Here is a 12,618-nt window from a genome sequence, read left to right as displayed (position 1 = left end):
GCCATCGGGGGCAAGCCCCCTCCCACAAGGGATGTAGCTGTAGTCTTATTTACCGGTCCATTCGGCTACACGCTCAGGGTGCTTGGCAACCCAATCCTTGGCCGCTGCATCAGGCTTGGCGCCCTCTTGAATAGCCAGCATGACTTCGCCGATTTCGTCCTTGGAGGCCCACTGGAATTTCTTCAGGAACGCTGCGACTTCCGGCGCTTTCTTCTCCAGGCCCTTGCTGCCGATGCTGTTGACGGTTTCAGCAGCACCATAAATCCCTTTTGGATCGTCCAGGAAACGCAGTTTCCACTTGGCAAACATCCAGTGTGGCACCCAACCGGTGACCGCGATGGATTCCTGCTTGTCTTCGGCACGCGTCAGCTCGGCAATCATCGCCGCACCCGAGCTGGCTTGCAGCTTGTAGTCGAGGCCGTACTGCTTGATGGCTTCGTCGGTCTTGAGCATCACGCCTGAACCGGCGTCGATCCCGACGATCTTGTTCTTGAAGGTGGTGTCGGTCTTGAGGTCTTCGATGGACTTGGCCTTGACGTACTCCGGCACGATCAGGCCGATCTTCGCATCCTTGAAGTTGGGGCCGTAGTCGACCACCTTGTCCTTGTTTTTGGCCCAGTACTCGCCGTGGGTCACCGGCAACCAGGCGGACAGCATGGCGTCGAGCTTGCCTGTGGCCACGCCCTGCCACATGATCCCGGTGGCGACCGCTTGCAGTTTCACGTCATAACCGAGCTTGGCCTTGATCACCTCTGCCGCCACATGCGTGGTAGCAACGCTGTCGGACCAGCCGTCCACATAGCCGATGCTCAGGGTTTTGCTGTCGGCGCTGGCCAGTGTGGAGCTCATCGCAACTACCAGAGTGGCAGCTGCGCCCAAGAGTCGTCGCATCTTCATCGTACTTCCCCGAAAGTGCTGCGCCCGACGGATGCCGAGCGACGTCAACCTGTTGTTATGTGGTGCACCGCGCCTCCGTCACGCGCATCGATCCGGTGTCTGCGGCATCAGTGGAGTGCTGACACTTCGATCATCAACCTGCCGCGTCCTTCGACCTGCTCTGTCAGCGACCTCATACAAGCAAGAAACGACATCACATAGCCAGCAGGACGCTTTATAGGACTTGACGCCAAAATCCCGCCCGAACTTTGCATGTCAAAATTATGCTGCCCCACTGGGACGGCCCAAATCCGGGTAAGATGCGCGCCTTTGCTCCCCCAGATAAGCCGACCATGCCTGCGACTGCCCGCTTCCCTGCCCTGCCCTATTTCTGCGCCTTGCTCCTCGGCCTGCTGGCCCTGATCGGTTACTGGTATGGCCTCGGCCGGCCCGTGTTACTGCCCGATGTCGCCAGTGCCACACACAAGATGCAATGCGCGTCCTACACACCGTTCGATAAAGACCAATCCCCGTTCGACCAACCGTTCACACTGCGCCCGGAACGCATGGACGCCGACCTGGCCCTGCTGGCCACCCGCTTCGAATGCATTCGGACCTACTCCATGACCGGCCTGGAAGCCTTGCCGGAGATGGCACGCAAGCATGGGCTGAAGGTGATGGCCGGCGCCTGGGTCAGCAGTGACCCGGTGGCGACCGAGAAAGAAATCGAAGAATTGATCACGGCGGCAAACGCCAACCCTGACGTGGTGACCTCGGTGATCGTCGGCAACGAAGCGTTGCTGCGCAAGGAAGTCACCGCCAAACAGCTGGTGACGCTGATCCAGACCGTCAAAAGCCGGATCAAGCAGCCGGTGACCTACGCAGACGTGTGGGAGTTCTGGCTGCAACACCCGGAAATCGCGCCGGCCGTGGACTTCCTGACCATCCACCTGCTGCCCTACTGGGAAGATGACCCTTCCGGCATCGACCAGGCACTCAAGCACGTAGGTGATGTGCGCCAGACCTTCGGCAACAAATTCGCGCCCAAGGACATCCTCATCGGTGAAACCGGCTGGCCCAGCGAAGGCCGCCAGCGCGAAACCGCCGTACCGAGCCGGGTCAACGAAGCCAGGTTCATGCGGGGTTTCGTGGCCATGGCCGAGGCGAATGGCTGGCGCTACAACCTGATCGAAGCCTTTGACCAACCATGGAAGCGCGCAAGCGAAGGCGCCGTGGGCGGTTACTGGGGCCTGTTCGATGCAAATCGCCAGGACAAGGGCATCCTCGCCGGGCCTGTAACCAATGTGCCGTACTGGCCGCTATGGCTGGGTGTAGGCGGAATCATCCTGCTAGGCACTCTGGTGCTGGGTGGTCGCGTGCGCAGTGTGCGGGCCGCCATCGCCCTGCCACTGCTGGGTGCCGTGGCAGCCTGCTCCATCGGCACCTGGGCCGAGCTGACGCGTGTCACTGCGCGGCTCAACGATGAATGGGTGTGGGCAGGCTTGCTGGTGGTGTTGAACCTGCTGGTGCTGAGCCATGCCGCCTTGGCCTTGAGCGCACGGCAAGGTTGGCGCTTATGCGCATATAGCTGGTTGGAAAAACGCGCAGGCTGGCTGGTGGCGATTGCCGGTTTTGCGGGGGCGGTGATGATGCTTGCGCTGGTGTTTGATCCACGCTACCGCAGCTTCCCCAGCGCCGCGTTGGTACTGCCGGCCCTGGTGTACCTGGTACGCCCGGTAACCGGGCCGCGTCGGGAGATTGCATTGCTGGCCTTCATCATCGGTGCGGGTATTGCGCCGCAGCTGTACCGTGAGGGGTTGTTGAACCAGCAGGCTTGGGGTTGGGCGGTAGTGAGCCTGCTCATGACGGCAGCCTTGTGGCGCTGCCTGCGGGTGCGCAAGGTCTAAAACCGCTATCGGGGGCAAGCCCCCTCCCACAGGTCAATGCAGTACCAATGTGGGAGGGGGCTTGCCCCCGATGAGGCCCTATCAGGCAGCCCGCCCTTTTCTTACCAGGCGCAACCCAGCAATAACCACCGCAAACACCGCAAACGTGGTGTTATACAACGCCAATGCCGGCAACCCGAACGCCATCCCCAGCACCGCCAACCCCAAACCCACCCGGCCAGGCACAAAAAACGCCAGCACCGACGTGATCAGCGCGGCCCAGCCCAGTACCTTGAAGTGGATCATCAGGCCCAGGTTCGAACGCAATTGGCATTCCCAGCGACTGGCCTCATCGGCGCAGATGCCAACCCACTGGCCATCTTCCATAAAACCGTAGCGTGCGCCATAACTGGCAGCCAGCCATAACGGCAGGGCAATAAGCAGCAAAATCAGCGGTAAACGACGGGACATGGGCCACTCCGATAGGCAAAAACGGCGCCCAGCTTAATGCCCCGGTGGCCGTTAGCAAGGCGCATACACACAATTAGTGTTCACCAATGCGTGGCAAAGTGTATCGTCTGGCTACTATTACCCCGATTCCGACGTTATTTTCCGACTTTTCGTGCCGAGTGCTGGCACTTCGGTGACAACGCGGTGGTCATAGCCTGCGAACTTCATTAAGCACGTTTCCTCCTAGGGATTAAGTCATGCTCCGTTCCTTGCGCTGTGCTGCCTTGCTGGGCAGCCTTTTTCTGAGTGCGTCAGCACTGGCCGTCGATATTGACCAAGCCAGCTATGGCTACCCTTTGACCAACCCGTTTGAAGCGACCATCGCCACCACCCCGCCCGATCTTCGGCCCAAATTGCCGAGCGATGACGAGATCAACCAATCCGACTACACCCTGAACATGCGCCCCGAGCGCGAGTTCAGCCTGCCGGACAACTTCTGGGCGGTGAAGAAACTCACCTACCGCATCGCCAAGCAGGACCGCGCCGCGCCGCTGATCTTCCTGATCGCCGGCACCGGTGCGCGATTCGACAGCAGCATCAACGAATACCTGAAGAAGCTGTATTACCAGGCCGGCTACCACGTGGTGCAACTGTCGTCGCCCACCAGCTTCGACTTCATCAGCGCTGCCTCACGCTTCGCGACCCCGGGGATCACCCAGGAAGACGCCGAAGACATGTACCGCGTGATGCAGGCGGTGCGTGCCCAGAATGCCTCGCTGCCGGTAACCGACTTCTACCTCACCGGCTACAGCCTGGGCGGCCTGGATGCTGCATTCGTGGCCAAGCTGGACGAAACCCGTCGCAGCTTCAACTTCAAGAAAGTCTTGCTGCTGAACCCGCCGGTCAACCTGTACACCTCGATCACCAACCTCGACAAGCTGGTACAGACTGAGGTCAAGGGCATCAACAACACCACCACCTTCTATGAGCTGGTGCTGAACAAGCTGACCCGCTACTTCCAGCAAAAGGGCTATATCGACCTCAACGACGCCCTGCTCTACGACTTCCAGCAATCCAAGCAGCACCTGACCAACGAACAGATGGCCATGCTGATCGGCACCTCGTTCCGCTTTTCAGCGGCCGACATCGCCTTTACTTCGGACCTGATCAACCGCCGTGGCCTGATCATCCCGCCGAAGTACCCGATCACCGAAGGCACCAGCCTCACGCCGTTCCTCAAGCGTGCGCTGCAATGCGACTTCGATTGCTACCTCACCGAGCAAGTGATCCCGATGTGGCGCGCGCGCTCCGATGGCGGCAGCCTGTTGCAACTGGTCGACCAGGTCAGCCTGTACGCCCTCAAGGATTACCTGCACGCCAGCCCTAAAATCGCCGTCATGCATAACGCCGACGACGTGATCCTCGGCCCTGGCGACCTCGGGTTCCTGCGTAAAACCTTCGGCGATCGCTTGACCGTCTACCCGCTGGGCGGCCACTGCGGCAACCTCAATTACCGCGTCAACGCCGACGCCATGCTGGAGTTCTTCCGTGGCTAAATACCTACTGCTGCTTGCCGCCTTGATGTGTGCAGGCGTGGCCAATGCCGACAACAGCAAGGCCCATGAGCCGGTTAATGTGGATGCCGACGGTTTCAAGGAACCGCTGAGCAAGCTCAAGTTCAACCCAGGCCTGGATCAGCGTGAGTTCGAGCGCTCGTCGCTCACCGCACTCAACGTGTATGACCCGCTGGAGTCGTGGAACCGTCGCGTGTACCACTTCAACTACCGCTTCGACCAATGGGTGTTCCTGCCGGTGGTCAATGGCTACACCTATGTGACACCCAGCTTCCTGCGCACCGGTGTGAGCAACTTCTTCAACAACCTGGGCGACGTGCCCAACCTGCTGAACAGCCTGTTGCAGCTCAAGGGCCACCGCTCCCTGGAAACCACCGGGCGCCTGCTGCTCAACACTACCATCGGCATCGCCGGCCTGTGGGACCCGGCCACCGCCATGGGCCTGCCGCGCCAGAGCGAAGACTTCGGCCAGACCCTGGGCTTCTACGGCGTGCCCGGCGGCGCATACCTGGTGCTGCCGATCTTCGGCCCCTCGAACCTGCGCGACACCACTGGCCTGATCGTCGACTACGGCGCGGAAACCCAGATCAACTTCCTCAACGTGTCGGAAGTCAGCTCCAACCACCCGGAAATCTGGGCGCTGCGTGCGGTGGATAAACGTTATCAGACCAGCTTCCGGTATGGGCAGATGAACTCGCCGTTTGAGTATGAGAAGGTGCGTTATATATATACCGAGTCTCGAAAGTTACAAATAGCTGAGTAAAAGAAGCTCAGTAAGAAAAAGGCCATTCGAGCAATTCGGATGGCCTTTTTTTATTGCCATCATCCCTCCACACTACTAGCAACACCCCCTCCTCCAACCTACTTATCTGTGGAACCACTCGATCAGTAAACCTCAAACATCCCCCCCTAACAAAACCCAACACCCCGGCTCCTATTATTACATCAGCTCCCCACCCTACGTTTGCAACGACATATTCCATACCAACCAAAACGCATTTCTCAAAATCAAAACAAAATATATATTTTATGAACCACTTTCTCTCATTCACCACTCACCTTATGGAAACAGACTAGATTTTCAACGTCTGTTACATTCAAAATCACAAAAGGAATATGACATGTCGCTCCCTATATCCCCCGCCGCCCAGCAACCTCTCTATGCGGCACCTGCACTTTCTTCACAGGCCTCGAATCATTCCGAGAACGTGATGAAAGAGAAACCAGATAAAACCCCTTATCTTTCTTCACTAGGCCGCAATCTCTACGATGCCATCGCGTACACTGACCCAGTGACTAATGAGTTCGCGCTATCCACCCCCGAAAAATTGTTGAAGAAGCTCGTAGGTAACTGGGACGATGAGAGTCGCAGCCCAAAAGAAAATCAGATTTCCCGCCTGAGAGCCAATGAAATAGTCAGGAGCTTTGATCAAAACGGTAATCACAAGATCGACGGGGCCCAAACATTTAAGAACCGTAGGGCACATCACGGAGTGTCTGAATTGACTGAACCGGGCTCTGAACTTGAAAAGCTATATGAATACCTCACCTCCAACCCCAAGCGCGACAGCATGACAATTGGAAAAACAGAAAACACCCCTTATCTTTCTTCACTAGACAATCTACACCATAAGATCGGATACACAGACCCCCTGACTAAGAAACATCATGTGACTACTATTAACAATTTGATTAAGGCACGCGTAGGCGACTGGGACGATGTGAATCGCAGTCCAGAAGATAGGGCCGCATCCCTTCGCGACGCCGATCAATTGGTCAAATCCCATGATCGAAACGGTAATCAAACCATCGACGGAGCCAAAACCCCAAGGACCCTTAAGGCATTTCATGGGGTAGGTGAAATGGCTGAATCCGGTTCTGAATTTGAAGAGCTCCTAGGTTCACTCTTGCCTCTGCACTCAACGCTATCAGCCTAGTCAGCGGAAGTCTGCGCGAACAGTACCTGACAGTGTCAGCACTGCACTCAAAAACCTGTCGCAAAAAAGGCCATTCGTTTGAATGGCCTTTTTTATTTCCCGTATCAGGCCTTCAGTGCTTTCCACCCCTTGCCGACCATGCTGACCACCGCCAGCACCACCGCCCCGGCAATAATCCCCACCACCCCATTCAGTAACACCGGCACCAACCACGCCACCCCACCCGCGCCCTGGCTGACCGTTTCAATCCAGTGATGCACCACCGGCACACCATGGGTAAGGATCCCACCGCCCACCAGGAACATCGCCGCCGTACCGATCACCGACAGGCTCTTCATCATGTACGGTGCTGCCCGCAGGATGGCGCCGCCGACACTGCGCGCCACCTGGCCTGGCTTCTGGGTGAGCCACAGGCCCAGGTCATCCAGCTTGACGATACCGGCCACCAGCCCGTAGACGCCTACGGTCATGACGATAGCGATGCCGGACAGCACGATCACCTGCTGCATCAGGGGCGCGTCAGCCACGGTGCCGAGGGTGATGGCAATGATTTCGGCGGAAAGGATGAAATCGGTACGGATGGCGCCCTTGATCTTGTCCTTTTCGAAGGCCACCAGGTCGGTTGCCGGATCGGCCACAGCCTCGACCAAGTGCGCATGTTCAGCCTCGTCCTGGTCCTTGCTGTGGAGAAACTTATGCGCGAGCTTCTCGAACCCTTCGAAACACAGGTAGGCACCGCCGAGCATCAATAAGGGCGTCACCGCCCACGGTGCGAATGCACTGATCAACAGCGCTGCGGGCACCAGGATCAACTTGTTGACGAAGGAGCCCTTGGCCACCGCCCACACCACGGGGATTTCCCGCTCCGCACGCACCCCGGAGACCTGCTGGGCATTGAGTGCAAGGTCATCGCCCAGCACCCCGGCGGTCTTCTTCGCCGCCATTTTGGTCATCAGGGCCACGTCATCGAGCACCGCGGCGATATCGTCGATCAATACCAACAAGCTGCTTCCTGCCATGAATCGGGCTTCCGTAAGAGTGAGATGGCGCGAGCATAGCGCGGCGCAAGGCCCGACGGGCAGATTGTTGAGGCTCGCGGATGGCCGGTGCTACCATGCGCAACCGCCAGTCTTGGCAAGGAACCCTCTGGTTTATGAGCACCATTCGCGAGCGCAACAAAGAAAAGATCCTGCGGGCGGCGAGCGAGGAGTTCGCCGACAAGGGCTTCGCCGCGACCAAAACCAGTGACATCGCCGCCAAGGCCGGGCTGCCCAAGCCCAATGTCTATTACTACTTCAAATCCAAGGACAACCTCTACCGCGAGGTGCTCGAGAGCATCATCGAGCCGATCCTGGCGGCTTCCACGCCGTTCAACCCCCAGGGTGACCCCAAGGAAGTGCTGAGCAACTACATCCGCTCGAAAATCCGCATTTCCCGTGACCTGCCGTTTGCCTCCAAGGTGTTCGCCAGCGAGATCATGCACGGCGCGCCGCACCTGAGCGCTGATCAGGTCGAGCAGTTGAACGCCCAGGCCAAGCACAACATTACGTGCATCCAGGATTGGGTGGATCGCCGCCTGATCGCAGCGATTGACCCCAATCACTTGATGTTCAGCATCTGGGCGGCCACGCAGACCTACGCGGACTTTGACTGGCAGATCTCGGCAGTGACCGGGAAGGCCAGGTTGGATGAGGCCGATTACGAAGCCGCAGCGCAGACCATCATCCGGTTGGTGCTCAAGGGCTGTGAGCCGGACTGACATAAATAGCAAGAACACTGCCACGCCCCTGTGGGAGCGGGCTTGCTTGCGAAAGCGCCCTCCCAGACACATCCTGCCAAAAGCCAGTCGATCAGCATCAACCACCGAGATCTAGCCTCTCAGAACCCCATCTGAAGAGAGGCTAAGGAATGCCTGATCCAGCCAGATCACACCGCCTGCGCATCGGGCGGTTCAGCGAACCCAATCGCATCTATCTGATTACCACCAACACTCACGAACGTGTGCCGATATTCAGTGACTTTCACCTAGGCCGATTAGTCGTCTGGCAACTCAGACTCGCTCAGTATCAAGGGCTGGCAAACTCTCTGGCGTGGGTAGTGATGCCAGACCATTTCCACTGGTTGGTCGAGCTACAAAAAGGTTCACTCGGCGATTTGATGTGCCAAGTTAAATCCAAAAGCACCCGGAGCGTAAACGGTGCTTCTGGTCGCAAAGGCAGGCTTTGGCAAACCAGCTTTCACGACCGCACGCTGCGCAAGGAAGATGATCTGGTGAAGATGGCCAGGTACATAGTGGCCAATCCTCTGCGAGCAGGGTTGGTAAAGCGGATTGGCGACTATCCACTGTGGGATGCAATCTGGTTATAGGGTAAAGAACGAGTTGCCCCCTTCGCGAGCAAGCCCGCTCCCACACTTGATTGAGTTTCAGCATGAGAACGCGGTCGAATGTAGGAGCGGGCTTGCTCGCGAAGGGGCCTGACCAGTCACCCAAAAATCAAGCTGACACCCCGGCATCCGCCATCAACCCCACCCCTTCGATCGCCGTAATCGCACACTGCTCATCAATATCCGACGTATCCCCACTGATGCCGATCGCCCCCAGCACCACCCCTTCCTGATTCCGAATCAACACCCCACCCGGCGCCGGCACCACACTGCCCTGCCCCAGGCTGTTCAATGCGGCAATAAACGCCGGCCGTTGCTGAGCGTCCAGCGCCAGCAGGCGTGACCCCTTGCCCAGGGCAATCGCGCCCCAGGCCTTGCCGATGGCGATCTGCGGGCGCAGCAAGCTCGCGCCGTCCTCCCGTTGCAGGGCGATCAAGTGACCGCCACTGTCGAGTACCGCGATGGTCAGCGGCGCCGCCGCAACACTGCGCCCTGCAGCAAGGGCCTGGCTGGCCAGTTGGGTGGCAATTTTCAAGGTTAAAGCGCTCATGGTGCCGTCCTTCTTTTGTTATTGGGAAAGCGGTGGAGGTCTGAATGATCAGATGCTCGATCCAACAAATAGAACACAATGACTTTATTTTTTGTATACAATATTTTCGCACAAACGCTCCATACGTCGAAAAAAGCCGTTCCGACGGACGCAAAGGCCAGTTTATAAAATGCATTGACCTGCTCAGCCCGCCGTGAATACACTTTGGACAGACACCACTTGTATACAATTACAAAACGCAAGAGGCACCAAAACCATGAGCAAAATGAGAGCAATCGAAGCCGCCGTCCTCGTCATGCGCCGTGAGGGCATAGACACCGCCTTCGGTATCCCAGGCGCCGCGATCAACCCGCTGTATTCGGCCTTGCAGAAGGTGGGTGGCATCGATCACGTCCTTGCTCGCCACGTTGAAGGCGCCTCCCACATGGCCGAGGGCTACACCCGCACCAAGGCCGGCAATATCGGCGTGTGCATCGGCACGTCGGGCCCGGCGGGCACTGACATGGTCACCGGCCTGTACAGCGCCTCGGCGGACTCCATCCCGATCCTGTGCATCACCGGCCAAGCGCCCCGCGCCCGCATGCATAAGGAAGATTTCCAGGCCGTGGACATCACCAGCATCGTCAAGCCGGTGACCAAGTGGGCGACCACCGTCCTCGAGCCCGGCCAAGTGCCGTATGCCTTCCAGAAAGCCTTCTATGAAATGCGCTCCGGCCGCCCCGGCCCGGTGCTGATCGACCTGCCCTTCGACGTGCAGATGGCTGAAATCGAATTTGACATCGACGCCTACCAGCCGCTGCCCCTGGCCAAACCTTTGGCCACCCGCGTGCAGGTGGAAAAAGCCCTGGCCCTGCTGGACCAGGCCGAGCGCCCGCTGCTGGTCAGTGGCGGCGGCGTGATCAATGCCGACGCCAGCGAGCTGCTGGTGGAATTCGCCGAGTTGACCGGTATTCCCGTGATCCCGACCCTGATGGGCTGGGGCACCATTCCGGACGATCACCCACAGATGGTCGGCATGGTCGGTCTGCAGACGTCCCACCGTTATGGCAACGCGACGATGCTCAAGTCGGACGTGGTGCTGGGCATCGGTAACCGTTGGGCCAACCGCCACACCGGTTCGGTCGAGGTGTACACCGAGGGCCGCAAGTTCATCCACGTCGACATCGAGCCGACGCAGATTGGCCGCGTCTTCACCCCGGACCTGGGTATCGTGTCCGACGCCGGTTCCGCGCTGACGATGTTCATTGAAGTGGCCCGCGAGTGGAAAGCCGCCGGCAAACTCAAGGATCGCAGTGCCTGGCTGCACGACTGCCAGCAGCGCAAGGCCACCCTGCACCGCAAAACCCACTTCGACAACGTGCCGGTCAAGCCACAGCGTGTTTATGAAGAAATGAACCAGGTGTTCGGCAAAGACACCTGCTACGTCAGCACCATCGGTCTGTCGCAGATTGCCGGCGCGCAATTCCTGCACGTGTACAAGCCGCGCCACTGGATCAACTGCGGCCAGGCCGGCCCATTGGGCTGGACCATCCCCGCAGCCCTCGGCGTGGTCAAGGCCGACCCGAGCCGCAAGGTGGTGGCGCTGTCCGGCGACTACGACTTCCAGTTCATGATCGAAGAGCTGGCCGTGGGCGCGCAGTTCAAGCTGCCGTATATCCACGTGGTGGTGAACAACTCCTACCTGGGCCTGATCCGCCAGGCTCAGCGCGGATTTGAAATGGACTACTGCGTGCAGCTGTCCTTCGACAACCTCAACGCCCCGGAACTCAACGGCTATGGCGTGGACCACGTGGCCGTCGCCGAAGGCCTGGGTTGCAAGGCCTTGCGTGTGTTCGAGCCGAGCCAGATTGCGCCGGCCCTGCGCCGCGCCGAGGCAATGATCGAAGAATTCAAGGTGCCGGTGATCGTTGAGATTATTCTGGAGCGCGTGACCAATATTTCCATGGGCACCGAGATCAACGCTGTCAACGAATTCGAAGATCTGGCCCTGGTCGGCAACGATGCACCGACTGCCATTGCCCTGCTCGATTAAGGAGAACCCTATGCCGCGTTTCGCCGCCAACCTGTCCATGCTGTTTACCGAACAGGACTTTCTTGCCCGGTTCAAAGCCGCCGCCGATGCCGGGTTCCAAGGGGTCGAGTACCTGTTCCCTTACGAATTCAGCTCGGCTGAAATCAAGGCACAACTCGATGCCCATGGCCTGACCCAGGTGCTGTTCAACCTGCCGGCCGGTGACTGGGCCAAGGGCGAGCGCGGCCTGGCGTGCCATCCGGACCGGGTCGAGGAATTCCGCGCCGGGGTCAAGCTGGCCATCGCCTACGCCCAAGTGTTGGGTAATACGCAGATCAACTGCCTGGCCGGTATTCGACCACACGGTATTGATGACGAAACCCTGGAAAAAACCTTCGTCGCCAACCTCAAGTACGCCGCTGAAAAACTGCAAGCGGTGGGCATCAAGCTGGTGATGGAAGCGATCAATACCCGCGACATCCCAGGCTTCTACCTGAGCAACACGGCGCAGGCCCTGTCGATTCGCGAACAGGTGGGCAGTGACAACCTGTTTCTGCAGTACGACATCTACCACATGCAAATCATGGAAGGCGACCTGGCCCGCACCATGACTGCGCACCTGGGCCAGATCAATCACATCCAGCTGGCTGACAACCCAGGGCGCAACGAGCCTGGCACCGGTGAGATCAACTACCGCTTCCTGTTCGAACATTTGGACCGCATCGGCTACACGGGCTGGGTCGGCTGTGAATACAAGCCGTTGACCACCACCGAAGCGGGTTTGGGTTGGTTGAAGACCCACAACGCGATCTAACAAACACCACGCAAACTCCATGTGGGAGGGGGCTTGCTCCCGATCGCGGTGGGTCTGTCAGCACTGTTTATCTGACACACCGTCATCGGGGGCAAGCCCCCTCCTACAGTGGACTTGCGGTGTAATAAAAAGAGG

Annotated in this window: 12 protein-coding genes; 8 read left to right on the top strand and 4 right to left on the bottom strand. The window is 58.7% G+C overall.

All coding sequences use genetic code 11. From position 1 onward, the window contains the following. Positions 1 to 45: 45 nt before the first annotated feature. Positions 46 to 897: a glycine betaine ABC transporter substrate-binding protein gene (locus BLR69_RS30530; RefSeq protein WP_025857941.1), complete on the bottom strand. Its 852-nt coding sequence runs from the start codon at positions 895 to 897 to the stop codon at positions 46 to 48. A gap of 332 nt (positions 898 to 1,229) precedes the next feature. Between BLR69_RS30530 and BLR69_RS30525 the strand changes: the two genes are divergently transcribed. Next, on the top strand, positions 1,230 to 2,783 hold the full coding sequence (locus BLR69_RS30525; RefSeq protein WP_071496232.1) for a glycoside hydrolase family 17 protein: 1,554 nt from the start codon (positions 1,230 to 1,232) through the stop codon (positions 2,781 to 2,783). Between the two features lie 81 nt (positions 2,784 to 2,864). Here the strand turns inward: BLR69_RS30525 and BLR69_RS30520 are convergent, their stop codons facing one another. After that, complete coding sequence (locus BLR69_RS30520; protein ID WP_071496233.1) at positions 2,865 to 3,233, bottom strand: hypothetical protein; 369 nt, start codon at positions 3,231 to 3,233, stop codon at positions 2,865 to 2,867. A gap of 236 nt (positions 3,234 to 3,469) precedes the next feature. On the opposite strand from BLR69_RS30520, the gene BLR69_RS30515 reads away from it, so the two are divergent. The 3 genes from BLR69_RS30515 to BLR69_RS30505 all read left to right on the top strand — a co-directional run bounded on the left by BLR69_RS30515 (position 3,470) and on the right by BLR69_RS30505 (position 6,723). After that, entirely contained in the window at positions 3,470 to 4,768 is a 1,299-nt protein-coding gene (locus tag BLR69_RS30515; protein WP_058427894.1) for a serine/threonine protein kinase, read from the top strand. Further along, positions 4,761 to 5,549 carry an MlaA family lipoprotein gene (locus tag BLR69_RS30510; protein WP_071496234.1) on the top strand — a complete coding sequence of 263 codons (789 nt, stop codon included), beginning with the start codon at positions 4,761 to 4,763 and terminating at the stop codon, positions 5,547 to 5,549. Before BLR69_RS30515 ends, BLR69_RS30510 begins: the two co-directional genes overlap by 8 nt. Before the next feature lie 358 nt (positions 5,550 to 5,907). Further along, the gene (locus BLR69_RS30505; protein WP_071496235.1) at positions 5,908 to 6,723 is read left to right on the top strand and encodes a hypothetical protein; all 816 of its coding nucleotides are present in this window, start codon (positions 5,908 to 5,910) and stop codon (positions 6,721 to 6,723) included. A gap of 104 nt (positions 6,724 to 6,827) precedes the next feature. Here BLR69_RS30505 and BLR69_RS30500 read toward each other — a convergent pair whose 3' ends face one another. Continuing rightward, positions 6,828 to 7,742, bottom strand: a complete 915-nt coding sequence (locus BLR69_RS30500; RefSeq protein WP_071496236.1) for a DUF808 domain-containing protein — start codon at positions 7,740 to 7,742, stop codon at positions 6,828 to 6,830. Between the two features lie 134 nt (positions 7,743 to 7,876). Here BLR69_RS30500 and BLR69_RS30495 point away from each other — a divergent pair, with 134 nt between their 5' ends. Next, positions 7,877 to 8,482, top strand: a complete 606-nt coding sequence (locus tag BLR69_RS30495; protein ID WP_071496237.1) for a TetR/AcrR family transcriptional regulator — start codon at positions 7,877 to 7,879, stop codon at positions 8,480 to 8,482. 149 nt (positions 8,483 to 8,631) lie between these two features. After that, the gene (locus BLR69_RS30490) at positions 8,632 to 9,090 is read left to right on the top strand and encodes an REP-associated tyrosine transposase (RefSeq protein WP_071496238.1); all 459 of its coding nucleotides are present in this window, start codon (positions 8,632 to 8,634) and stop codon (positions 9,088 to 9,090) included. Between the two features lie 127 nt (positions 9,091 to 9,217). Here BLR69_RS30490 and BLR69_RS30485 read toward each other — a convergent pair whose 3' ends face one another. After that, positions 9,218 to 9,658, bottom strand: a complete 441-nt coding sequence (locus BLR69_RS30485; protein ID WP_071496239.1) for a GlcG/HbpS family heme-binding protein — start codon at positions 9,656 to 9,658, stop codon at positions 9,218 to 9,220. Between the two features lie 256 nt (positions 9,659 to 9,914). Between BLR69_RS30485 and gcl the strand changes: the two genes are divergently transcribed. After that, a complete protein-coding gene (gcl, locus tag BLR69_RS30480) occupies positions 9,915 to 11,690 on the top strand; it encodes a glyoxylate carboligase (RefSeq protein WP_071496240.1) in 1,776 nt (591 codons plus the stop codon). A 10-nt stretch (positions 11,691 to 11,700) separates the two neighbouring features. Then, entirely contained in the window at positions 11,701 to 12,483 is a 783-nt protein-coding gene (gene hyi, locus BLR69_RS30475; RefSeq protein WP_071496241.1) for a hydroxypyruvate isomerase, read from the top strand. The last annotated feature ends 135 nt before the right edge of the window (positions 12,484 to 12,618 follow it).

This window comes from Pseudomonas azotoformans (genome assembly GCF_900103345.1).
GTDB lineage: Bacteria > Pseudomonadota > Gammaproteobacteria > Pseudomonadales > Pseudomonadaceae > Aquipseudomonas > Aquipseudomonas azotoformans.
Note: the sequence above shows the minus strand (reverse complement) of the source record. Positions and strands in the feature narration are given on the sequence as shown.

Excerpts from the sequence above, each read along its gene's own strand:
- gcl (WP_071496240.1), top strand. The coding sequence starts at position 9,915 with ATGAGCAAAATGAGAGCAATCGAAGCCGCCGTCCTCGTCATGCGCCGT.
- BLR69_RS30495 (WP_071496237.1), top strand. The coding sequence starts at position 7,877 with ATGAGCACCATTCGCGAGCGCAACAAAGAAAAGATCCTGCGGGCGGCG.
- BLR69_RS30500 (WP_071496236.1), bottom strand. The coding sequence starts at position 7,742 with ATGGCAGGAAGCAGCTTGTTGGTATTGATCGACGATATCGCCGCGGTG.
- BLR69_RS30530 (WP_025857941.1), bottom strand. The coding sequence starts at position 897 with ATGAAGATGCGACGACTCTTGGGCGCAGCTGCCACTCTGGTAGTTGCG.
- BLR69_RS30520 (WP_071496233.1), bottom strand. The coding sequence starts at position 3,233 with ATGTCCCGTCGTTTACCGCTGATTTTGCTGCTTATTGCCCTGCCGTTA.
- hyi (WP_071496241.1), top strand. The coding sequence starts at position 11,701 with ATGCCGCGTTTCGCCGCCAACCTGTCCATGCTGTTTACCGAACAGGAC.
- BLR69_RS30485 (WP_071496239.1), bottom strand. The coding sequence starts at position 9,658 with ATGAGCGCTTTAACCTTGAAAATTGCCACCCAACTGGCCAGCCAGGCC.
- BLR69_RS30505 (WP_071496235.1), top strand. The coding sequence starts at position 5,908 with ATGTCGCTCCCTATATCCCCCGCCGCCCAGCAACCTCTCTATGCGGCA.
- BLR69_RS30515 (WP_058427894.1), top strand. The coding sequence starts at position 3,470 with ATGCTCCGTTCCTTGCGCTGTGCTGCCTTGCTGGGCAGCCTTTTTCTG.
- BLR69_RS30525 (WP_071496232.1), top strand. The coding sequence starts at position 1,230 with ATGCCTGCGACTGCCCGCTTCCCTGCCCTGCCCTATTTCTGCGCCTTG.
- BLR69_RS30490 (WP_071496238.1), top strand. The coding sequence starts at position 8,632 with ATGCCTGATCCAGCCAGATCACACCGCCTGCGCATCGGGCGGTTCAGC.